The organism is Noviherbaspirillum phoenicis (genome assembly GCF_047237965.1).
In the GTDB taxonomy this organism is placed as follows: domain Bacteria; phylum Pseudomonadota; class Gammaproteobacteria; order Burkholderiales; family Burkholderiaceae_D; genus Noviherbaspirillum_A.
This window is the reverse complement of sequence record NZ_JBDFLX010000001.1, coordinates 2,025,460-2,047,957: the sequence shown is the minus strand read 5'-3', so window position 1 is coordinate 2,047,957 and position 22,498 is coordinate 2,025,460. Positions and strand designations below refer to the sequence as shown.

18 protein-coding genes are annotated in these 22,498 nt (G+C 65.6%); 12 read left to right on the top strand and 6 right to left on the bottom strand.

All coding sequences use genetic code 11. The features are described from left to right. Window positions 1-76 precede the first annotated feature (76 nt). The 7 genes from ABC383_RS09360 to ABC383_RS09330 all read left to right on the top strand — a co-directional run bounded on the left by ABC383_RS09360 (window position 77) and on the right by ABC383_RS09330 (window position 8,642). Complete coding sequence (locus ABC383_RS09360; protein ID WP_413013378.1) at window positions 77-1,600, top strand: MDR family MFS transporter; 1,524 nt, start codon at window positions 77-79, stop codon at window positions 1,598-1,600. 518 nt (window positions 1,601-2,118) lie between these two features. Beyond that, window positions 2,119-3,363: an MFS transporter gene (locus tag ABC383_RS09355; protein WP_413013376.1), complete on the top strand. Its 1,245-nt coding sequence runs from the start codon at window positions 2,119-2,121 to the stop codon at window positions 3,361-3,363. Between the two features lie 537 nt (window positions 3,364-3,900). Further along, window positions 3,901-4,893: an ABC transporter substrate-binding protein gene (locus tag ABC383_RS09350; protein ID WP_413013374.1), complete on the top strand. Its 993-nt coding sequence runs from the start codon at window positions 3,901-3,903 to the stop codon at window positions 4,891-4,893. 118 nt (window positions 4,894-5,011) lie between these two features. Next, window positions 5,012-6,058, top strand: coding sequence for an aromatic ring-hydroxylating dioxygenase subunit alpha (locus ABC383_RS09345; protein ID WP_413013372.1), 1,047 nt, complete (start codon window positions 5,012-5,014; stop codon window positions 6,056-6,058). Between the two features lie 9 nt (window positions 6,059-6,067). Then, window positions 6,068-6,892, top strand: a complete 825-nt coding sequence (locus ABC383_RS09340; protein ID WP_413013370.1) for an ABC transporter ATP-binding protein — start codon at window positions 6,068-6,070, stop codon at window positions 6,890-6,892. A gap of 14 nt (window positions 6,893-6,906) precedes the next feature. Then, window positions 6,907-7,737, top strand: a complete 831-nt coding sequence (locus ABC383_RS09335; RefSeq protein WP_413013368.1) for an ABC transporter permease — start codon at window positions 6,907-6,909, stop codon at window positions 7,735-7,737. Between the two features lie 2 nt (window positions 7,738-7,739). Continuing rightward, window positions 7,740-8,642 carry a LysR family transcriptional regulator gene (locus tag ABC383_RS09330; protein WP_413013366.1) on the top strand — a complete coding sequence of 301 codons (903 nt, stop codon included), beginning with the start codon at window positions 7,740-7,742 and terminating at the stop codon, window positions 8,640-8,642. Between the two features lie 116 nt (window positions 8,643-8,758). Here the strand turns inward: ABC383_RS09330 and ABC383_RS09325 are convergent, their stop codons facing one another. Genes ABC383_RS09325 through ABC383_RS09310 form a run of 4 tightly spaced genes read right to left on the bottom strand, consistent with a single transcriptional unit; the run spans window position 8,759 to window position 12,777 of the window. After that, the gene (locus ABC383_RS09325; RefSeq protein ID WP_413013364.1) at window positions 8,759-9,817 is read right to left on the bottom strand and encodes a VWA domain-containing protein; all 1,059 of its coding nucleotides are present in this window, start codon (window positions 9,815-9,817) and stop codon (window positions 8,759-8,761) included. After that, window positions 9,818-10,780, bottom strand: a complete 963-nt coding sequence (locus ABC383_RS09320; RefSeq protein ID WP_413013362.1) for a DUF58 domain-containing protein — start codon at window positions 10,778-10,780, stop codon at window positions 9,818-9,820. Next, complete coding sequence (locus ABC383_RS09315) at window positions 10,755-11,771, bottom strand: AAA family ATPase (protein ID WP_413013360.1); 1,017 nt, start codon at window positions 11,769-11,771, stop codon at window positions 10,755-10,757. The genes ABC383_RS09320 and ABC383_RS09315 overlap by 26 nt, the downstream gene beginning before the upstream one ends. A gap of 19 nt (window positions 11,772-11,790) precedes the next feature. Continuing rightward, window positions 11,791-12,777: a S1C family serine protease gene (locus tag ABC383_RS09310; RefSeq protein WP_413013358.1), complete on the bottom strand. Its 987-nt coding sequence runs from the start codon at window positions 12,775-12,777 to the stop codon at window positions 11,791-11,793. 233 nt (window positions 12,778-13,010) lie between these two features. Here ABC383_RS09310 and ABC383_RS09305 point away from each other — a divergent pair, with 233 nt between their 5' ends. The 5 genes from ABC383_RS09305 to ABC383_RS09285 all read left to right on the top strand — a co-directional run bounded on the left by ABC383_RS09305 (window position 13,011) and on the right by ABC383_RS09285 (window position 19,253). Next, window positions 13,011-13,397 (top strand): hypothetical protein, encoded by a 387-nt coding sequence (locus tag ABC383_RS09305; RefSeq protein ID WP_413013356.1) that lies wholly within the window; start codon window positions 13,011-13,013, stop codon window positions 13,395-13,397. Between the two features lie 454 nt (window positions 13,398-13,851). After that, on the top strand, window positions 13,852-14,460 hold the full coding sequence (locus ABC383_RS09300) for a hypothetical protein (protein ID WP_413013355.1): 609 nt from the start codon (window positions 13,852-13,854) through the stop codon (window positions 14,458-14,460). A 374-nt stretch (window positions 14,461-14,834) separates the two neighbouring features. Next, window positions 14,835-16,496, top strand: coding sequence for an efflux transporter outer membrane subunit (locus ABC383_RS09295; protein ID WP_413013353.1), 1,662 nt, complete (start codon window positions 14,835-14,837; stop codon window positions 16,494-16,496). A 2-nt stretch (window positions 16,497-16,498) separates the two neighbouring features. Then, the gene (locus tag ABC383_RS09290; RefSeq protein WP_413013352.1) at window positions 16,499-17,698 is read left to right on the top strand and encodes an HlyD family secretion protein; all 1,200 of its coding nucleotides are present in this window, start codon (window positions 16,499-16,501) and stop codon (window positions 17,696-17,698) included. 1 nt (window position 17,699) lies between these two features. Then, window positions 17,700-19,253 carry a DHA2 family efflux MFS transporter permease subunit gene (locus ABC383_RS09285; protein WP_413013350.1) on the top strand — a complete coding sequence of 518 codons (1,554 nt, stop codon included), beginning with the start codon at window positions 17,700-17,702 and terminating at the stop codon, window positions 19,251-19,253. A gap of 753 nt (window positions 19,254-20,006) precedes the next feature. Here the strand turns inward: ABC383_RS09285 and ABC383_RS09280 are convergent. Continuing rightward, entirely contained in the window at window positions 20,007-21,401 is a 1,395-nt protein-coding gene (locus ABC383_RS09280; protein WP_413013348.1) for an 8-oxoguanine deaminase, read from the bottom strand. 28 nt (window positions 21,402-21,429) lie between these two features. Then, window positions 21,430-22,377, bottom strand: coding sequence for a LysR family transcriptional regulator (locus ABC383_RS09275; RefSeq protein WP_413013346.1), 948 nt, complete (start codon window positions 22,375-22,377; stop codon window positions 21,430-21,432). Between the last annotated feature and the right edge of the window lie 121 nt (window positions 22,378-22,498).

Sequence of the window (22,498 nt, the reverse complement as noted above, 5' to 3'; positions counted from 1 at the left end):
GCCGCAATACGCCCGCCGCGCCAATCTGCGATACTTGCCGCCTTGCCATGCCACCCGCGTCCGCCATCCTCGCATCATGACCGATCTGTCCCAGCCCGCCGCAACCGAACGTCCCGCCTTTACCCATGCCCAGGTCCGCTCCATCATCATCGGCGTGCTGCTCGCCATCCTGATGGGCGCGCTGGACCAGACCATCATCTCGGTTGCCTTGCCGGTGCTGTCGGCCGAACTGGGCGGCTTCGCCTGGCTGGCCTGGGTCGTGTCCGGCTATCTGGTGGCGGTGGCGGTGATCACGCCGATCTACGGCAAGCTCGGCGACCTCTATGGGCGGCGGCTGATGCTGTCGGTGTCGATCGGCATTTTCCTGGTGGCCTCGGTGCTATGCGCGCTCTCGACCTCGATGGCGATGCTGGTGGTTGGCCGGGTGCTGCAGGGGCTGGGCGGCGGCGGCCTGATCTCGATCTCGCAGGGCATCATCGCCGACGTGGTGTCGCCGCGCGAACGCGGCCGTTATCAAGGCTATGTCAGCGGCACCTATGCGGTGGCCAGCGTCGCCGGGCCGCTGCTGGGCGGGGTGCTGACGCACTACTTGTCATGGCGCTGGGTGTTCTGGATCAACTTGCCGCTCGGCCTGGCGGCATTCCTTGTCTCGCGTCGCGCGCTGGCCGCGCTGTCGCCGCCGCGGGTGGAGCGACGCATCGATTATCTCGGCGCGCTGTTGCTGTCGGTGGGCCTGACCGCGCTGCTGGTTGGCATCACGCGCATCGGTCAGGGCGTGGCCTGGGACGAGACGCGCAACCTGGCGCTGTTCGGCGGCGCGCTGGCCGTGCTGGCCGTCTTCCTGCGCCAGCAGGCGCTGGCGGCCGAGCCCATTTTGCCGCTGTATCTGTTTCGCATTCCCACGGTGGTGCTGTGCTGCGGCATCCTCTTCATCGCCTTTGCGCAGGTGGTATCGCTGTCGGTGCTGATCCCGCTGCGCCTGCAGATGCTGACCGGCAGCGGCGCCGACGGCGCGGCGCTGCAGCTGGTGCCGCTGACGCTGGCCATTCCCCTGGGCGCTTACACCGGCGGCCAGCTGATGGCGCGCACCGGCCGTTTCCGGCCGCTGCAGCGCATCGGCGCAGCCATCGTGCCCTTTGGCATCGCAGGCCTGGGCCTGCTCGGACCGGAGCGGTATCTGCTCAGCGGCGTGCTGATGGTGGCCATCGGCGTGGGCATCGGCCTGCAGTTTCCGACCGCGCTGGTGGCGGTGCAGAGCGCGGTGGCGCGCCGCGACATCGGTGTGGCCACCGCCACCGCGGCCTTCTCGCGCTCGCTGGGCGCGGCTATCAGCGTGGCGGTGCTGACCGCAATGCTGCTGTCGGCGCTGCAGGCCAGCGCGCCGCACCTGGCGGGCACGGTGGGCGGCGGCGAGATGATGAAGGACCTGGTCAGCGGCGCGCTGGCCCGCTTGTCCGGCGACGAACGTCTTCAGGTGGCAGCCGCGGTGAGCCAGTCGTTCAGCCATATCTTCTTCATCAGCGCAGCCTTGTCCTGCTGCTCGTTCCTGTTTGCGTGGCGGCTGCCGGATACGGTGCTGGCCGGGCCTGGCGGGCGTTGATAAGGTCTTTGGCATGACAAGCAAGGCCTGGCGGCTTCCGCTTATCCGCCGCGGCGTGGCACGCTATCCACGGTCACGGCAGGGTGGATAGGCGCCCATAGTGAATTCGCTGCGGGCGAGGCGGCGCGGGCTGGCGCGATTCCATGCCGACTGGAATGCCAGTTCTGCCAGATCGGGCACTGCCCGAGAAATGGATGCATGCGTCGGCCCCGGTACATAGGGCATTGCAATGAAGATCCGGTTCAAGACCCGCAGTAAGCCACAGGGCCTGGCTGGTTAGTGATGTCGTGCAACGCCCTTGATCTGCCGCCGTGCTTGCAAAGCCCGCTGCTTCACCGATCCTTTTGATCATCATCGTTAATCACTCACCAATGAGTTGCTCGCCAACGCGTCTGCCTGGCCAGCGTCGGGTTCGATCGATGCACGGGGAAATCGCCACCCAATAGCACCCTGCCGCGCCTGAGCGGCACTTCCGGGGTTTCCTTGCGGGTTCCATGACAGGCTGCAGAAAGGGAGACATGATGACAGCGGTGACACGAGGATTGGCGCAGGACGCGCTGGCAAGCCAGATGCGCGCGAAAGCTTCCGCCTATCGCTGGCTGGTCCTCGCATGTGCGTGGGGAGCCTTGCTGATCACCTTCGTCGACCGCCTGGCCTGGGGAAACCTGGCCGCCACCGTAGGACAGTCGCTCGGGCTGCAGATCGGCGCACTGGGGGTGTTCGTCACCGCGTTTTATGTTGGCTACGTGGCGGCGAATGTGGGCGGCGGAATTGCTACTGACCTGTTCGGCCCACGCAAGGCCTTGACCTTGTCGCTGCTGCTGCTTGGACTATGCACCTGTCTTTTCGGGCAAGTTTCGTCAGTGCCGGCCGGCCTGGCGCTCCAGGCGATGATGGGGCTCGCCGCCGGCTGCGATTACTCGGCGTGCGTCAAGCTGACCGCCGCCTGGTTCGACATCAAGAGCCGCGGACGTGCAATCGGCCTGCTCATGACGGCGACTTCCCTCGCCGTGGTGCTGACCAATGCCCTTATTCCCAGGCTGCTTGGCACGCAATCGTGGCACCGGATCTATGAGGGCATGGGCATCGCGACCGTTGTGTTCGGGCTTTGCTGCCTTGCGCTGGTGCGTGACGGGCCGCTTTCAGGACAAGCTCCCCGCCACCGCCTTCTTGTCGGTAGCTTGTTCAAGAATTGGGACTTGTTGCTGCTGGCTGTCGCGGGCTTTGGCGCCATGTGGGGCACCTGGGGCTTCACATTCTGGGCGAATGCCCTGATGAACAAGGGGCATGGCCTGTCGGTTCCTGAAGCAGGAGGGATCACCATGCTGTTTGGCGTCGGGGCGATTTTTTCCAAGCCACTCATCGGTTTGCTGTCCGACTGGCTTGGTGGAAAGCGCAAGCCGCTCGTGGTGGCGTGCCTGCTCGGCTTTGCCTTGCTGTTGCTGGCTTTTGGCTCCCTTCACGACGCCGCGCAGTTCCGGTTCATTGCCCCCTTTCTGGGCGTCACGGCCTTTGCGTACAGTCCATTGCTTGCCATGATGGTGGCAGACGCAGCCGGCCCCGCGCTTGCTGGTTCCGCAACAGGGCTGACCAATGCATTCTGGCAGCTTGGCAGCGTGGCGGTTCCCTTAGTCGTCGGTGCGGTTTTTCAGTCGACGCACTCGTTCCCGGCCGCATTCATGACGCTTGCCATTGGACCCATATTCGCTGTGGCCATCCTTCTTGCCGTTGGCGAAGCCAAACCGACGTTGAACGAGGAGTAATTCACCGGCGACATGCGTTCATGCGATTGCACCTGGGTATGGGTATGGCATCTGCCAACGCTCCTGCAACCGCGTTGCTGCACGCGTCGTGGTTTGCCTGAGCCACATTGAACCTGCTGGTGTATGTAAGCGCTGGCGCGCCAGGGCGCTGTGTCTGGGCAAACCGGCCCGCAGCAAGAGGGCGGCAGCAAGGGCCGCATCAAAAGGCAATTCCCATGGTTGCCACTTCGACCCACTCCGGTGCGCCCCGCTCCATAACCGTGCATCGCACCCTCACTTTCTCCCGCATTACCCTGGCACAGCCCTTGCAACAACAAAGAAAGGGTAGAAGCGGCTAGTGTTCCAGCCTCTGGAATGCGGGGCATTGCTCTTGCGGAGAGATCCGCGCGTCCATCACCGATGGGCGCTTGATATCGGGCCATCCTGAATTCAAGAGAGAGATGCAATGAACGCTGTGACACCTTTTCCCGTGAGTCCCGCCCAGCCGCCCGGCTGCGGTTTTTCCTGTTCGCCCCTTCTCATAAAGAAAGCATCAACATGACTACGACGCCCTCATTCCGTCGGCTGCGGCATGCCGCCTGTGGCCTGCTGCTGACGCTCAGCGCCGCGAGCGCCATGGCCGCCGACAAGGTGACCTTCCTGACGTCCTGGTACGCGCAAGCCGAGCATGGCGGCTTTTATCAGGCGCTGGCCAAGGGCATCTACCAGAAGCATGGACTGGACGTGACCATCAAGATGGGCGGCCCGCAGGTCAATGGCATGCAGCTGCTCACCAGCGGCCAGGCCGATTTCCTGATGGGCTATGACCTGCAGGTGCTCAAAAGCGTGGAGCAGGGCCTGCCGGTGACGACCGTCGCCGCTTCCTTCCAGACCGATCTGCAGGGCATGCTGACCCATGACGACGTCAATGGCCTGGCCGACCTGAAGAACAACAAGACCGTCCTGGTGTCGACCTCGGGCCGCACCACCTGGTGGCCGTGGCTGAAAAGCCGCTACAGCCTGACCGACGCCCAGTCGCGGCCCTATACCTTCAACCTGCAGCCCTTCATGGCCGATGCCAATACCGCGCAGCAGGCCTATCCCTCATCCGAACCGTTCCAGGCGATGAAGGCCGGCGTGAAGTCGAAATTCTTCCTGTTCGCCAGTGACGGCTATCCGCCTTACGGCACCACCATCGTCACCATGAACAAGACGGTGCAGGACAAGCCGGACGTGGTGGCACGCTTCGTGAAAGCCAGCATGGAAGGCTGGAAGAGCTACATGGCCGACCCGGCCGCGGCCAATGCGCTGATCAAGCAGGAAAACCCGAACATGAAGGATGACCAGCTCGCCTTCGCGATGGAGAAGCTCAAGGAATTCAACTTCATCGGCGGCGGCGATGCGGCGAAACAGGGCATAGGCACGATGTCGGACGCGCGCTGGAAGAAGACCTACGACTTCATGGTCGAGGCCGGCCTGCTCAAGGCGGAGGCAGACTGGAAGAAGGCCTACACCACCCAGTTCGTGAAAGACCTGAAGGTCATGCCGTAACGATGCGCAAACATCTCGGCCGCCCTGCCAGGCATGCGGCCGTTAGACCGGCGAAGGCGACCAACAACGGCGCGCCGGCCGGGGCGGGCAGGGCCCGCCAGCAACAGGAGTGATGAAGATGTTGACCACCAAGCAGAAAGTGCTCAGGAAATTCTGGTACGCGATCATGCCGGTTGCGCACCTGCAGGACGGCCCGAAGCCGTTCCGGCTGATGGGCGAGGACATCGTGCTGTTCCTGAAAGAGGACGGCACGCCGGCCGCGCTGAAGGACCGCTGCTGCCACCGTACCGCGAAACTCTCCAAGGGCTTCGTGGAACGCGGCAATATCGTCTGCGGCTATCACGGCTGGACCTATAACGGCGAGGGCGCCTGCGTGCGCATTCCGCAGAACCCCGACGGCAACATACCGCGCGGCGCCTGCGTGCCGGCCTATCGCTGCGAGGAGAAATACGGCTATGCCTGGGTGGCGCTGGAAGAGCCGCTGCAACCGATACCGCATTTTCCGGAAGAGGGCGATCCGGCCTACCGCCGCATCCACCAGTTCTACCAGAAATGGAACACCAGCCCGTTCCGCATGATGGAGAACTCCTTCGACAATTCCCATTTCAGCTTTGTGCACAAGGCCAATTTCGGGATGATGGACAAGCCGCTGCCGTCGAAATACGAGTTCCGTCCCAATGACTGGGGCTTCGAGGCCGAGACCCATGTGCCGATTCGCAATCCCGAGCAGAGCCACCGCATCACAGGCACCACCGAGCCCGTGACCGAACGCCATCTGATCAACCGCTGGTTCATGCCGTTCTCGCGCCGCTTCGGCTGCGTCTATCCGGCCTCGGGCCGCCATCACATCATCTACAACTGCGCCACCCCGATCGATGACGACACCATGATGCTGGCGCAGTGGCTGTACCGCAACGACAGCGAGGAAGACTGCTCGACCCAGGAGCTCATAGCCTGGGACCGCCCGATCACGGACGAGGACCGCGAGATCCTCGAGGCGACCGATGCCGATGCCTGCATGGATACCCGGCGGCGCCAGGAATTCCACATGGAGTCGGACAAGCCGGGCCTGCTGATGCGCAAGATGCTGCTGGAACTGCTGCAGCGCGAAGGCGAGGACGAAGTGTTCCGCGTATCGACCCAGATACCGGTCAGGCAATCCTAGGAGGCAGGCATGAAGCGTGAAGATCTATCCGGCGTCGCCAAGGCGCCAGCGCCCGACAGCGTGGATGACGATGTGCTGCTGCTGGCCAACCAGGTCGAGAAGACCTATCCGAACGGCACCCATGCGCTGGACCGGGTGCGCCTGAAAATACGGCGCGGCGAATTCGTGTCGCTGCTGGGGCCGTCGGGCTGCGGCAAGAGCACGCTTCTGAAGATGTACGCCGGCCTGGAGACGCCGTCGGCCGGCCAGATACGCTGGTGGGGCGGCAGCATGGCGACCGTGAACACGCCGGGCCGCACGCTGGCCATGGTGTTCCAGGAAGCCACGCTGATGCCCTGGGCCAGGGTGGAAGACAATGTGCGGCTGCCGCTGGACCTGGCCGGCGTGCCGCGTGCCGAAAGCACGGCAAGGGTGGATGAGGCGCTGGAACTGGTGGGCCTGGCAAAGTTCGGCAAGTCCTACCCGCGCGAGCTGTCCGGCGGCATGCAGATGCGCGCCTCCATTGCCCGCGCGCTGGCGACCCGGCCCAACCTGCTGCTGATGGACGAGCCCTTCGGCGCGCTCGACGAGTTCACCCGCAACAAGCTCGATGCGGACCTGCGCCGCCTATGGGCCGAGCGCGACATCACCGTGGTGTTCGTCACCCACAGCATCTACGAAGCGGTCTACCTGTCGAGCAAGGTGGTGGTGATGGCGGCGCGTCCGGGTCGCGTGATTGCCGAAGTGCCGATCGACGGGCCGCTGCTGCGCGACGAGGCGTTTCGCGTGTCGCCGCAATTCCTGGGCTATTGCCAGCAGCTGTCGGCGCTGCTGGTCGAGGCCAACCAGCTCTGACCATGGAGACCGTGATGACATCCCCATCTTCCGCGCCGGCGCCGGCGCCGGCGCGCCGGCCGCTGCTGGCCAATCCGCATGCGCAGCGCATCGTCGCGCCGCTGGTCGTGGGCGCACTGCTGCTGCTGCTGTGGCAGGCGCTGTGCACCGCCTTCGAGGTGCCGGTCTACCTGGTGCCAACGCCGTCGGCCATCTTCAAGACCCTAGTGGCGGACTGGCCGCTGCTGTTCGGCGCGCTGCTGGTGACGCTGCGCATCACTTTCCTGGCCTTTGCGCTGGCGGTGGTGCTGGGCGTGGCGGCTGCCTTCCTGTTCGTGCAGAACCGCATCGTCGAGGCCAGCCTGTTTCCCTATGCGATCCTGCTGCAGGTCACGCCCATCGTGGCCATTGCGCCGCTGATCATCATCTGGGTCAAGACGCCGCTGCCGGCGCTGACCATCTGCGCCACCATGATGGCCCTGTTCCCCATCATCTCCAATACGGTGCTCGGGCTGCGCAGCGTCAACCCCGGTTTGCTGAACCTGTTCAGGCTCAACCGCGCCACCCGCTGGCAGACGCTGGTGCGGCTGCGCATCCCGAGCGCCCTGCCCAGCTTCTTCGGCGGCCTGCGCATCTCGTCCGGCCTGGCATTGATTGGGGCGGTGGTGGCCGAGTTCGTCGCCGGCACCGGCGGCAGCGGCACCGGCCTGGCCTACCAGATCCTGCAGGCCGGCTTCGAGCTCAACATACCGCGGCTGTTTGCGGCGCTGCTGATGATCACGGTCACCGGCGTGCTGCTGTTCGGCCTGATGGTGACGCTGTCGCGGCTGGCGCTGTCGCGCTGGCATGAAAGCGAAATGGAGTAGGGATGCTGCATCCGCCCCGGCTGTATGTGTATCTCGACGCGGTCGCACGCGCCGGCTCGATCCGCAAGGCGGCCGAGGCGCTGCATGTGGCGTCGACCGCGCTCAACCGCAAGATACTGGAGGCCGAGGAAGACCTGGGCACGCCGCTGTTCGAGCGGCTGCCGCGCGGCGTGCGCCTGACCGCCGCCGGCGAGGTGATGCTGTCGTTCGTGCGGCGCAGCCTGTCCGAGCTGGAATCGGCCACCAGCCAGGTCGAGCAGCTGCGCGGCCTGATGCGCGGCGAGGTGCGGCTGGGCTGCGCGGAGTCGGTCGGCACCGACATCGTCCCGCGCATCGTCGCCGGCTGGCAGGCCAGGCATCCCGGCGTGCAGTTTCATTTGCAGGTGGGCGGAACGCAGAGCCTGATGGCGGCGCTGATGCAGGACGAGGTCGAACTGGTGGTGGCGCATGATCCGCCGCCGCCGCCGCAGGTCAAGCTGCTGGCCGACATGGCGCAACCGCTGCATGTGATGATGCGGCCCGACCATCCGCTGGCGTCGCGCCGCAGCCTGCGCCTGGCCGACTGCCAGGCCTATCCGGTCGCGCTGGGCGACACCTCCTTCGGCAGCCGCCGGCTGATCGATGCGCACATCGCCAGATCGAGGCTGAAGCTGCGTACGGTGGTCCAGTCCAGCTCGGTGGAAACCATCAAGGCATTCGCCCGCCACGGCGATGCGCTGTGCTTCCAGTTCGAAGCCGGCACCCGGCGCGACTGCGCGCTGGGGGAGCTGGTGAGCCTGCCCCTGACCGATGCGGCGCTGGCCGGCAGCCGGCTGCAGCTGGTGGCGCGTGCCGGCCGTACCCTGCCGGTGGCGGCGCTGACCTTTGCCGAAGCGCTCAGGCAGGCGCTGTTCGGGGATGGTTAGACGGGTATATGGCGCAGTGACTTCGGCCCGCAGCACGGCTGTCGCCTGCAGGACGTTCCACAGCGGAAGAGGGCACCGCAGGGCATGATGCGCCTGCCGCCATCAGCGGGCGGCCGCTACAGTATCCGGTTGAACCACAGCATCGACAGGCCGGCCGCCAGCAGCGCGAGGAAGGCGGCCACCGCCGAAAAGAGCGCGGTGATCTCGGTCGATTTCTTTTCCATCACCAGCCGCGAGTTCAGCGACTTGTAGATGTTGGTCAGGTCGGTGGCATTGCCGGCATAGAAGTACTGGGCGTGTGTGGTCTTGGCGATGTCCTTCAGCGCATCCTCGTCCAGGCGCACCCGCATCGACCAGCCTTCCTCGCCCAGGATCTCGCCGTTGACCGTGCCGACGCCCACCGTGAAGATGCGTATGCCGCGCTCGGCGGCCATCTTGGCCGACTCGAGCGGGTCGGGGCCGGTGGTGGTCTGGCCGTCGGTGAGCAGGATGATCACCGCCGACGAATAGGAGCCGGGCGCCACCGGCTTGAAGTCCGGGGCCGGCGCCTGGCCTTGCGCCGCCGGCTTGTCCAGCGAGCGGGCGCCGCCTTCGCGCTTGGCCGGGCGCGGATTGTCCGACTGCAGGTCGAATTCGACTTCCGGGATCAGCGCCTTCAACGACACCAGAATGCCGCTGCCGACCGCGGTGCCGCGCTGCAGCTGGAAGCGGTCGATCGCGGCCAGCAGGTCTTCCCTGACCCGGGTGGGCGCCTGCACCAGCGAGGCGGTGCCGGCGAAGGACACCACGCCGATGCGGGTGGTCTGCGGCTGGTCCTCGATGAAGGCGCGCGCCGCCGCCTGCGCCGCGGCGAGGCGGTTGGGCTGCACGTCATTGGCGCGCATGCTGCCCGAGACGTCGATGGCCAGGATCACGGTTTCGTTCATCGATGGCAGCGTGACCACCGCCGCCGGACGGGCCACGGCCAGCAGCATCAGGATGATTGAAAGCAGGAACAGCAGCGGCGGTATGTGGCGCCGCATGCGCTGCGCCGGCCCCATCGCTTCCCTGACCATGGCCAGGCTGGCGTAGCGCACCGCCATGCGCTTCCTGCGTCGCAGCAGCCAGAAGTACAGGCCCAGCAGCAGCGGCACGAGCAGCAGCAGGAACAGCATTTCTGGCCACAGAAAAGTCATTTAATGCTCCAGATGTTTGGGCAGCACGCCGCCGGCCGAGAGACTGCTGCGGCGGCGGCGCAGGTCGGCGAAACGCATCACCGCGTCCATCAGATGGTCTTCGGTGGACAGTTCCAGCACGTCGACGCCGGCATGCGAGAAGGCCGTGCGCAGCGCGTTCTCGCGGGCTTCGGCCAGCGCGGCGAAGCGCTTGCGAAAGCCGCGGTCGTGGGTGTCGACGAACAGCTGCTCGCCGGTTTCGGCATCCTGCATCATCAGAAAGCCCAGGTCGGGCAGGTCCTGCTCAAGCGGGTCGTAGAGCCGCACCGCCAGCACCTCGTGCCGCTGCGACAGCTGGGCCAGCGGCTTTTCCCAACCGGGCGCGCTGATGAAGTCCGAGATCACGAACAGCAGCGAACGCCGGGCGATGGCATGGCCGGCGGACTGCAGCAGGTCCTGCAGCCGGGTTTCGGACGGCGCCGGCGCGGCGCGCCGCGCCGCCGGCTGGCGGGTCTGCTCCGCCAGCGCCAGCATGCGATGCAGGATGTGCAGCACATGGCGGCGCCCGCTGCCGGCCGGAATCACCGCTTCCACCTTGCCGCTGTAGAGCACGGCGCCGACCCGGTTGCCGTGGCGCGACAGCATGCGCGCCAGCACGCCCACCAGTTCGGTGGCGATCGCGCCTTTCTTGATCGCGCCTGAACCGAAGTCGAGCGAGGAGGTCAGGTCCAGCAGGAACCAGGCGCTGGTCTCGCGCTCCTCGTTATAGACCCGCACATGCGGCGTCTGCAGCCGGGCGGTAACGTTCCAGTCGATATGGCGCACGTCGTCGCTGTGCTGGTATTCCCGCAGGTCGGCCAGGTCCACGCCATGGCCGCGGAACAGGGTGCGGTAGTCGCCGTGCAGCAGGCCGTCGAGCCGTCGCAGCACGGTCCATTCGAGCCGGTGCAGCAGGGCTTCAGGCGTTGTTGTCGTAGCGGACATGGGCTTCGAGCGCGCGTTCCGGCGCCGGCAGGTGCTTCATGATGCGCTGGATCAGCACGTCGCTGTTGATGCCTTCCGACAGCGCCTGGTAGGACAGCGACAGCCGGTGCCGCAGCACGTCGGGCGCGATGTCGACCATGTCTTCCGGCAGCGCGTAATTGCGGCCGCGCAGGAAGGCCAGCGCCCGTGCGCACTCCACCAGGCCGATGGTGGCGCGCGGGCTGGCGCCGTAGGTCAGGTAGGGCGCCACGTCGCGCACGCCCAGCCTTTCCGGCTCGCGGGTGGCGGCCACCAGCCGCACCGCGTACTGGATCAGCGACGGGTCGACGTAGCCGTTGCGGCACTCGCGCTGCAGCTCGGCCAGGTGTTCCATGCTGGTGACCGCGGCCACCGACGGCGCCGGGCCGGTGACCCGGTTGGCGATCACGAATTCCTCTTCCTCGGTCGGATAGCCGACCAGGATCTTCATCATGAAGCGGTCGACCTGGGCTTCCGGCAGCGGATAGGTGCCCTCGGTCTCGATCGGATTCTGGGTCGCCATCACCAGGAAGGGCTGCGGCACCTTGTGGGTTTCGCCGGCGATGGTGACCTGGTATTCCTGCATCACTTCCAGCAGCGCGCTCTGCACCTTGGCCGGGGCGCGGTTGATCTCGTCGGCCAGCAGCAGGTGGGTGAACACCGGGCCGAAGGAGGTGGAGAAGTCGCCGGTCTTCTGGTTGTAGATGCGGGTGCCGACCAGGTCGGCCGGCACCAGGTCGGGCGTGAACTGGATGCGCTTGAAATTGCCGCGCAGGGTGCGCGCCAGGGTTTTCACGGTGAGGGTCTTGGCCAGGCCGGGCACGCCTTCCACCAGCAGATGGCCCTGGGCCAGGATGGCCACCAGCACCCGTTCCAGGAAATGGTCCTGTCCCACCACCACTTTCTTGACTTCATCGAGCACCTGCTCCATCTGCCGCGATACATCGGTGCCGCCGGTCTGACGTTCTATCATGGGATTGTTCCGTTTGCGTTCAGAAGGGCGACATGCCGACCGCCGCCGCCGCGTTTTCGATCGGGACCGCAAAGCCGATGCCGATGAATACACCCTGGTCGCCAGGGTTCAAGATGGCGGTCACGATGCCCACCACCTCGCCATCCATCGTCACCAGCGGTCCGCCGGAATTGCCGGGATTGGCGGCGGCGTCGAACTGGATCAGGTTGGACAGGATCTTGTTGCCTTCCGGCGAGCGGTATTCCCGCTTCAGGCCGGACACGATGCCGGCCGACACCGACGGGCCGATGCCGAACGGGAAGCCGACGGCGATCACATGGTCGCCCATCGCCAGGTCGCGGCTGGGGCGCAGGGTGGCTGCCACCAGGTCGTCCGGGATGGTCTTGGCCTGCAGCACCGCAAGGTCGTTTTCGGGCTGCACATTCATCACGCCGGCTTCCGAGACGCTGCCGTCGGCGAAGGTGATCTGCACCCGCTCGGCGCCGGCCACCACATGCAGATTGGTCAGGATCACGCCCTTGTCGAGGATGACCACGCCGGTGCCCACGCCCTTGACCACGTCGCCTTCCTTGCCGTCGACGTGACCGAGCTGGCGTATGCGCACCACCGAGGGATGGACTGCCCGAAAAGCGCGCGCCTCGGCCGAGGGCATCACCTTTTCCTGCATGGTGTGCAGCACCGCGGCGTCGATGTCTTCCTGCTTCAGCTCGCGTGGCAGCGGCCGGCTGGCGGTCCAGGCGATCATCAGCGCCAGGGTCAGCAGCGCCGAGCCCAGCACCAGCAGCAGGCGTTCATGGCGCGCCATGACGCTGCGCAGGCGATGCATGCGGCGCGGCTTGCTGTGGACTGACGTTGCGGGAGAAGGCGCTGCACTGGCAGCGGCGACGGCGGGGGAGGGCGTAGCAGGCTTGTGGCTGCCTTCCCTGGCCGGCTCGCCATCGGAGGGCGACGCAGGCTGTCTGGGAGGACTGCGGCGTGAGCTGCTGTAGAGCGGCGCTTTCTTCATCAGATCCTGTCCGGATAGTCTGATTAAAATGCAAACGGTCTCTCGAAGGTATCACTTATCGAACTTGTTTGCATCGGCAGTACGCCGATTTTTTTAATCGCTTGATTGTTCGCAAATCCGGGGCGGCGCTTGTACTTTCGATGATTCCACGCAAGCCCGCACAGGCCTGCCGGCCGAACTGTTCCACCTGCTTCCCATCTAAATTTATCAATCGATCATTAAAGGAGCAGATCATGGCAGACAGCACCCTGGACCCGGACTATCTCACCAGCGGCCCGGATCGCAGCCTGGGACGGGGCCACGGCACCGACGCGCTCGGTCCCAGCGATATATCCGACACCGGCAGCGACATGCAGGGGCCGGGTCTTTCACGCGATGTCGGCCTGGACATGGAGATGGGCACGACCTCCGACCCGGACGCCTCAATGGCTGGCGGCACCGCAGGTCCCGACGTCGGCGACGCCAATCTCGACAGCGATTCCGACTCGGGCGGCACCGGCGAACGGGCCGCGGCATCGCGCGACAGCATCGAGGCCGATGGCAATGACATCGATACCGATAGGGTGGATAACGTCGAAGCCGTCGATCCCGGCGACGCCGACGTCGACGCCGGAAGATAGCAGGGCAGGCCGTTCCCGCGCAGCAGGCGGGGAGAAAAGGAAAAAGCCCGCGTCGTTGGACGCGGGCTTTTTTTGTCTCCTCACCTTCAGGCAATGGATTTTTTTGTATGAAGCCCGCGCATTCTGCCTGATTTCGGTGGAACCGCCAACAACAAAAAAAAGCCCGCGTTGCCTTGCGGCCGCGGGCTAACCCGTTCCCTTACAGGAAGGAGGAGACGGACGCATCATAGCGCAGATCAGGAATTTTGTATCCTTGAAGAAATAAATTGCCGTATAAAAACAACGGAAAGTTTCTGTGCCGCAATTTTTCATTGTCTCCAGGAAATAAATTTTATAATGGCGAATGTCGTTAAAAGTTGTTTTCTTGGTGTTATCTTCCTGGAAATTGTCATAAATGAATAAGTTTGTTTTCTGTCTTGCCGCTACTGTCGCCTTTCCGGTTATTGGATTTGCCATGGATCACGACCTCTCGGTGTCGGCCGGTACGACCGGACTTGCGCTGCATGTCGCCACTCCCTTGAGCGACAGGCTGAGCCTGCGCGTGGGCGCAAGCCTGCTCGAACATGACAAGTCCGAGCGTACCCGTTCCGTCGACTACGATTTCCAGCTCAGGCTGCGCACCATCGACCTGCTGCTGGACTATTACCCGGTCGACCAGGGCTTTCGTCTGACCAGTGGCCTGATGTTCAATGGCAACCGGATCGATGCCGCCGGCCTGCCCAATGCCAGTGGCAGCTACATGATCAATAACCGTCAATACAGCGTGTCGGAAGCCGGCAGGCTGGATGGCCGCATCGATTTCCGCCATCTCGCGCCCTATCTCGGGCTCGGCTGGGGCAGGGCGCCCAAGGCGGAAAAACGCTGGGGTGTGGCCGTGGATGTGGGCGCCATGCTGCAAGGCAGGCCGCGCGTGGCGCTGGCGACCACCGGCTGCAGCCTGCCGCAGCCGATGTGCGCCCAACTTGCCGAGGATATCAATGTCGAGCGCGCCAGCCTCAGCGACAAGGTCGATAACTTCCGCGTATATCCGGTCATCAGGGCCGGCGTCACCTATCGCTTCTGACAGCGCCAGAGCGTGCTTCTGGCGTGTCTGCTTCACGCGCCAGGAGCGTTTGCGCTGGTCAGGTCCTGGTGTGGCAGGGCGGGCCGCGCATTTCCACCATCATTGTTTCCCTCAAGACAATAATGCATTGCCATCCGCAGCATTTATCCGGCTGGCGGGGCAACGTACACTCCCGCCTGGAACAGACTCGTACCGTTTTTCTGCGCGTTGACGGCATAAACGCAGGGAAGTATTGTTTTGCGGTTCTGCTTTCCATGTTTCGGCTATATTACTGCCTAGTCAATTAAAGCCGACATTGAAACATCCTTCTGGCATTTCCTGGCGCATGATGCCGGGTCATCCGGTCCCTATCCGAACATTTCCACGAGTACAGCATGACGAGATTCACGCCAATGCGATCCGGCAGGATCAAGGCCGGCGCCGTCGCCCTGACTGGCGCGCTGCTGCTGTCTTCCTGCGCCAACTTCAAGGGCATAGAAAGCAGCAAGCAGTTGCAGACGCCATCCGACCTATCCGCTGCCGCCAGCCTGCCGGCCCAGGGCGGCGCCTGGCCCACCCTGGACTGGGTGGCCCAGCTTGGCGGCGCGCCGCTGCGTGCCCTGGTGGAAGAAGCGCTGGCCGACAATCCCGGCCTGCAGGTCACCGCGGCGCGCCTGGCCTCGGCGCAGGCTGCCGTCGACCTGAGCCGCGCCAACCGCCTGCCCACCGTGGGCGCCGGCCTCAGCAGCACTTACCAGCGCTACACCGAAACCGGGCTGATTCCGCCGCCGCTGGCTGGCGAATACAAGGCCGACACCCAGCTTGCGCTGAATTTTTCCCATGAACTGGACTTCTGGGGCCGGCACGATGCCGAGCTGCGCGCCGCGCTGGCGCAGGGCCGGGCGGTGGACGCCGAGCAGTACAGCGCGCGCCTGACGCTGACAGCCGCCATCAGCCGCGCCTGGCTGCAGCTGGCGCGCCAGAACGCCCAGCTGGAACTGACCCGGCAGCAGCTGGTGGCCCGTGAAAAGCTCGGCCGCCTGACCGCGCTGCGCTTCAAGGCCGGCCTGGACACCGAAAGCGAGAGCGAACAGACGCGCCAGCAGCTGGAAGGCTTGCGCGCCGAGATCGTGCAGTGGCAGGAAGCGATGGCGCTGACCCGCAACCAGCTGGCGGCGCTGACGGGCAAGGGCCCGGACCGCGGCCTGGCGATTGCGGCGCCGGCGCTGCCGCCGGACTCGGCGACGGCCTTGCCCGACCAGCTGCCGCTGGGCCTCCTGGGCCGCCGGCCCGATATCGTCGCCAGCCGCTGGCGGGTCGAGGCGGCGCAGGGCGAGATTGCCAGCGCCAAGGCGCAGTTCTATCCGAACGTGAACCTGACCGCCTTCGCCGGCTTTTCCACGCTGTCGCTGCCGCGCCTGCTGGAAGCCGGCAGCCGCATCGTCGGCATTGGCCCGGCGATTCGCCTGCCGGTGTTCGAAGGCGGCCGCTTGCGCGCGCAGCTCAAGGGCCGGGTCGCCGGTTACGACAATGCCGTCGCCGGCTATAACCAGACGCTGGTGGATGCGCTGCGCGACGTGGCCGACCAGGTGCAGTCGCTGCGCGCCGCCGAGGCGCAGGGCGGCCATCAGCGGGCCGCCACCCAGGCCGCCAGCAATGCGCTGCGCCTGGCGCGCGAGCGCGAGCGGGTCGGCACCACCAATATGCTGCCGGTGCTGGCCAGCGAACTGGCGCTGATCGTGCAGCGCAAGGTCGAGCTGGAAAACCAGGCGCGCCGCGCCGACCTGCGCGTAAACCTGATCCGGGCGCTGGGCGGCGGCTTCGATGCCGATGCCGATGCCGCCGGCCTGGGAGCCTGCGCGGTAGAAGGCGGCGTAGCGAAACGCGCGAAAAACGAGGACGGTTTGGTAGCGCCAACAAGCCCAGGGTGGCCCCCTGGGCGCAGTTGGGGGTGCCAAACTGGACCGTTTTCTCGCGCGTTGCAGCCGCCGACCCTTCTGCCGCGCAGGCTCCCAGTCACCGAACAATCCTCTTCCTCATCGAAATCCGCATCATGACCATGCAAAGTTCCGCTCCACAGGCAGCGCCGGCCCCAACGCCGGCCCCGGCCCGCAACGGCAAGCGCCGTGTCTTCCTGATTGGCTTCACCCTGCTGGTGCTGGCCGCGCTGGTGGCCTACGGCATCTGGTGGTTCATCTTCGCCCGCCATTTCGAAAGCACCGACGACGCCTATGTCGCCGGCAATGTGGTGCAGGTCACGCCCCAGGTCGGCGGCACCGTGATCGCCATCCATGCCGACGACACCGAGCGGGTGGAAATGGGCAAGCCGCTGGTGGAACTCGATCCGGCCGACGCCAAGGTGGCGCTGGCCCAGGCCGAAGCGCAGCTGGCCCAGACCGTGCGCGAAACCCGCACCCTGTTCGTCAACACCGGCGCGCTCAATGCCAACATCGCGCTGCGCAGCACCGAGCTGGCGCGCGCCCGCGACGACCTGGCGCGCCGCACCCGCCTGACCGGCACCGGCGCCGTGTCCGGCGAGGATATCGAGCATGCGCGCAATGCCGTAAAGGCGGCGGAGTCGGCGCTGCAGGCCGCGCGCGAGCAGCTGGCGTCCAACCAGGCGCTGACCAGCAGCACGCCGGTGGCCGAGAATCCGAATGTGCTGCGCGCCGCCGCCCAGGTGCGCTCGGCTTACCTCGCCTATGCCCGCACCAAGCTGCCGGCGCCTATCACAGGTTATGTGGCGCGGCGCTCGGTGCAGGTCGGCCAGCGTGTCGCGCCCGGCGCGCCGCTCTTGTCCATCGTGCCGCTGGATGCGCTGTGGGTGGACGCCAATTTCAAGGAAGGCCAGCTGGCGCAGATGCGCATCGGCCAGCCGGTGACCCTGCATTCGGACCTGTATGGCGACGACGTGGTCTATCACGGCCAGGTGGTGGGCCTGGCCGCCGGCACCGGCGCCGCCTTTGCCTTGCTGCCGGCGCAGAATGCCAGCGGCAACTGGATCAAGGTGGTGCAGCGGGTGCCGGTGCGCATCAAGCTCGACCCGAAGGAGCTGGCTGAAAAGCCGCTGCGCATCGGCCTGTCGATGGAAGTGAAGGTGGACATCGCCCATGCCGAAGGCACCTCCCTCACCTCCAGCGGCGCGGCCCGCACCGCGCCGGCCTACGAGACCCGGGTATTCGATGCCGCCGACCGCGAGGCCGAGCAGGACATCGCCCGCATCATCGCCGACAACAGCGCGGCCGTGGCGAAGCGCTGAGATGGCCACTGCTCCCCGCGCCGCCCTGCCGCCGCTGAGCGGCACGCCGCTCGTGCTGGGCACGCTGGCGTTGTCGCTGGCGGTGTTCATGAACGTGCTCGACTCATCGATCGCCAACGTGTCGATCCCGGCCATCTCCGGCGACATGGGCGTGTCGCCGCAGCAGGGCACCTGGGTGATCACCTCGTTCGCGGTATCGAACGCGATCTCGGTGCCCCTGACCGGCTGGCTGACGATGCGCTTCGGCCAGGTGCGGCTGTTCATTACCTCCATCCTGCTGTTCGTGCTGGCTTCCTTCCTTTGCGGCGTCGCGCCCAGCATCGAGATCCTGATCGCCGCCCGCGTGCTGCAGGGCGCGGTGGCGGGGCCGATGATTCCGCTGTCGCAGTCGCTGCTCCTGGCCAGCTATCCGCCGGCCAAGAGCGGCATGGCGCTGGCGTTCTGGGGCATGACCACGCTGGTGGCGCCGATCATGGGGCCGCTGCTGGGCGGTTGGATTTCCGACAACTACACCTGGCCGTGGATCTTCTACATCAACATCCCGATCGGCCTGTTCGCGGCCTGGGCCAGCTGGTCCATCTATCACACCCGCGAATCGAAGACGGTCAGGCTGCCGATCGACAAGATTGGTCTTGCGCTGCTGGTGATCTGGGTTGGCTCGCTGCAGCTGATGCTGGACAAGGGCAAGGAACTGGACTGGTTCGCTTCCGGCGAGATCATCGTGCTGACCGCGGTGGCGCTGGTGGCTTTCATCTATTTCATCATCTGGGAGCTGGGTGAAGACCATCCGGTGGTGGACCTGTCGCTGTTCGCCGGCCGCAATTTCAGCGGCGGCGTGGTGGCGATCTCGGTGGCCTATGGTCTGTTCTTCGGCAGCCTGGTGATCCTGCCGCTATGGCTGCAGACCCAGATCGGCTACACCGCCACCGAGGCCGGCAAGGTGATGGCCCCGGTCGGCATCTTCGCCATCCTGCTCTCGCCGCTGGTGGGCAAGATGCTGCCCAAGGTCGACGCGCGCTTCGTCGCCTCGACTGCCTTCCTGATCTTCGCGCTGGTGTTCTTCCTGCGTTCGCGCTTCACGCCTGAAGTCGACACCATGACGCTGATGATCCCGACCGTGATCCAGGGCGCGGCGATGGCGATGTTCTTCATTCCGCTGACGTCTATCATCCTGTCCGGCCTGTCGCCGGATCGCATCCCGGCAGCGGCCGGCCTGTCGAATTTCGTGCGCATCATGTTCGGCGGCATGGGCACCTCGCTCACCTCGACGCTGTGGGACAGCCGCAGCACGCTGCACCATGCACAGCTGGCCGAGCATGCCGGACCATCCAACCCGGCCTTCGCCCAGGCGGTGCAGGCAATGCAGGCGCAGGGCATGTCGGAGCAGGGCGCCTGGGCCGTGATCGAGCGCAGCCTGTCGGTGCAGGCGGGCACGCTGGGCGCGACTGACATCTTCTACATGTCGGCAATTCTGTTCATCCTGCTGATCGGGCTGGTGTGGATGACGCGGCCTGTGAGGTCGAAGACGCCGGTGGATGCGGGCGGGGCGCATTGAGGGGAGGGGGCTGGTGCCGTTGCAGTCGCGGTTGCCGTTGCAGTTGCTTTTAAATCCCGTTGAGCGCGCCGTGACGTCGGTGCGTGGAGCGGGAAAAGGTGCGGCGTCTGTCTGAGTCAAGCGCAGCTTGGCGAGTTTAGCCGCGCCCCGCTCCATGCATCGACGTCACGGGGACCCCGCGCAGCGGGGCGCGATCACCGGGTCGCCTTTTCTTGCCTACTTCTTTTGGCGAAGCAAAAGAAGTAGGTCGCCTGCCGGGGCGAACTCCCGGCCTGGTCATGACGACAGTGAGGTCGTGTTGCTTCACCCGGCGTAAAGACGTCACTGCGAAGCAGCAGTTGCTTTTGAAGTTGAAGTTTGAAGTTTCAATACGAACGTCAACATCAACACCGACAGTGCTGCCCGGGCGTTGCCGGGTGACGCAAGGCGGCTGCACTGCCGTGGAGACAAGCCGGGAGTCCGTCCCGGCGGCCGGGTCACTTTTTTTGCTTCGCCAAAAAAAGTGACCAAAAAAAGGCGACCCGGTGATCGCGCCCCGCTGCGCGGGGTTCCCGTGCCAGCGGTACCCGGAGCGGGGCGCGGCTAAACTCGCCAAGCTGCGCTTGACTCAGACAGACGCCGCACCTTTTCCCGCTCCGGGCACCGCTGACACGGCGCGCTCAACGGGATTTAAAAGCAACTGCAACGGCAACGGCCACTGCAAAAGCAAAAGCAACGGCAACGGCAACTTCAGAAGCTACTGCACCCTCCCCCTTAACTGTGCCGCGCCGCTTCCATCAATTCCCGCGCCAGCCCGTTATGCCGCTCCACCAGCGGCCCCAGGTCCAGCGTAGCAAGCTGGCCTTCCTTCACCACTACGCGGCCGTGGATGATGCTGCAATCCACACTCGATGGCGTGCAGAACACCAGCGCAGCCACCGGGTCGTGCAGCGCGCCGGCATAGGCCAGCTGATCCAGCCTGAACATCACCAGGTCAGCCGACATGCCCGGCGCCAGCGCGCCAATGTCGTCCCGACCCAGCACCTTCGCGCCACCCAGCGTGGCCAGTTCCAGCGCCTGGCGCGCCGTCATTGCGTCCGGGCCGAATCCCACCCGCTGCAGCAGCATCGCCTGGCGCGCCTCGCCCAGCATGTGCGCGCCGTCGTTGGAGGCGCTGCCGTCCACGCCCAGGCCGACCGACACGCCATGGTCCAGCATGCGCCGCACCGGCGCGATGCCGGAGGCCAGCCGCATGTTCGAGCACGGGCAGTGCGCCACGCCGGTATGGGTGCGGGCAAACAGCTCGATGCCGGGCTGGTCCAGCTGCACGCAGTGGGCGTGCCAGACATCGTGGCCGACCCAGCCGCAGTCCTCGGCGTATTGCGCCGGCGTCATGCCGAATTTCTCCAAGCTGTAGGCGACGTCATTCACGTTTTCGGCCAGATGGGTATGCATGGCCACGCCATGGCTGCGGGCCAGTTCGGCGGATGCCTTCATCAGGTCGCGCGAGACCGAGAACGGCGAGCAGGGCGCCACCGCAATGCGCAGCATCGCGTGGCGGCTGGCGTCATGCCAGGTCTCGATCAGGCGCTGGCTGTCCTTCAGGATCGCGTCTTCCTGCTCCACCACCGCGTCCGGCGGCAGGCCGCCCTTGCTCTGGCCGACGCTCATCGCGCCGCGGGTGGCATGGAAACGCATGCCGATCTGCTGCGCCGCTTCGATGCTGTCGTCCAGCCGGCAGTCGTTCGGGTAGATGTAGAGATGGTCGCTGCTGGTGGTGCAGCCCGACAGCATCAGCTCGGCCATCGCGGTCTGGGTGGAGACCCGTATCATCTCGCCGGTGAGACCTGCCCATATCGGATACAGCGCGCCCAGCCATTTGAACAGCTCGCCGTCCTGCGCATCCGGCACCACCCGCGTCAGGCTCTGGTACATGTGGTGATGGGTATTGACCATGCCGGGCATGACCAGGCGGCCGCTGGCATCAATGATCTCGTCGGCCTCGCCTGGCAATTCGGCGCTTGGGCCGACCTGCTCGATCACATGGCCGCGGATGAAGACCGCGCCATCCGGTATCTCGCGGCGCTGTGCATCCATGGTGACGAGCAGGCGGGCGTTGCGCACCAGCAGGGTCTTGCCGGCGGCGGAGGAAACAGGGGAAGGAAGCATGGTTCAGGATGGTGTTGAATGAAGGCGTTCAGGAAGCAGCGCGTGGCTGCAGCTCGCGGGCAACCGCGCCGATCAGGTCGCGCAGCCACTTGTGTTCGCTTGCATGATGCACCCGGTCATGCCAGAGCTGGTAAAAGCGCATCGGCGGAAACTTCAGCGGCACGCTGTAGGTTTTCAGCGGCAGGTTCTGTTCATAGAAGCGCAGGAACTGGCTGCCGGTGGTCAGCACCAGGTCGCTTTGCAGCAGCATGTAGGGCATCTGGCCGAAGTATGCCGACTCCACCACCACGTTGCGGCGCAGGTTGTGGCGTTCCAGGAAGGACTCGATCACGCCGTGATAGCCGGGCATCATCTGCGACGGCGCCACATGCGGCAGCGACAGGTAGTCTTCCACCGTCATCGCGTCCGGCGCGGTGCGGCGGGCATAGGCGCAGTCGGCGCGCATGATGCAGGCGATCGGGTCCTGGAACAGCTTGGCCAGATGCAGGTGGGCGGGCGGCTCGTCCCAGTTGGCGATCACGAGATCAAGGTCGCCGTCCGACAGCAGCCGGATATGGTCGATGTCGCGGCTGATGTTTAAGATCACCACCCGGCTCTTGGGCGACTCGCGCCGCACCCGCGCCACCACGTTGGGCAGGAACTGGCTGTCCAGGTAATCGGGCGCGGCGATGCGGAAGGTGCGCGCTTCCTCGCGCGCCTCGAACGGCAGCTTCTGCACGAACAGCCGCTCGGTCTCGTCGAGAATGCGCTTGGCCGGCTTCAACAGGCTTTCGCCATGCTGCGTCGGCACCATCCCGCGCGAGCCGCGCACCAGCAGCGGGTCGCCGGTCAGTTCGCGCAGCTTGCGCAGCGAGGCCGAGATCGACGGCTGCGGCTGGTTCAGCTTCAGCGCCACCCGCGACACGTTCTTCTCCGACAGCAGCAGGTAAAGAATGCGGATCAGGTGGATGTCGATATGGGCGGGCAGGCGGGACATGGAAGACGGGCTGGCTGTTGACGCATTGCACCGGACTATACCGGAAGCGGCGGGGGCGGCGCCAGCACGGGCTGGCGGAGGGTGAACAGTAGAGCCAGCGGGCTGCGCAAGCTCGCCAGCG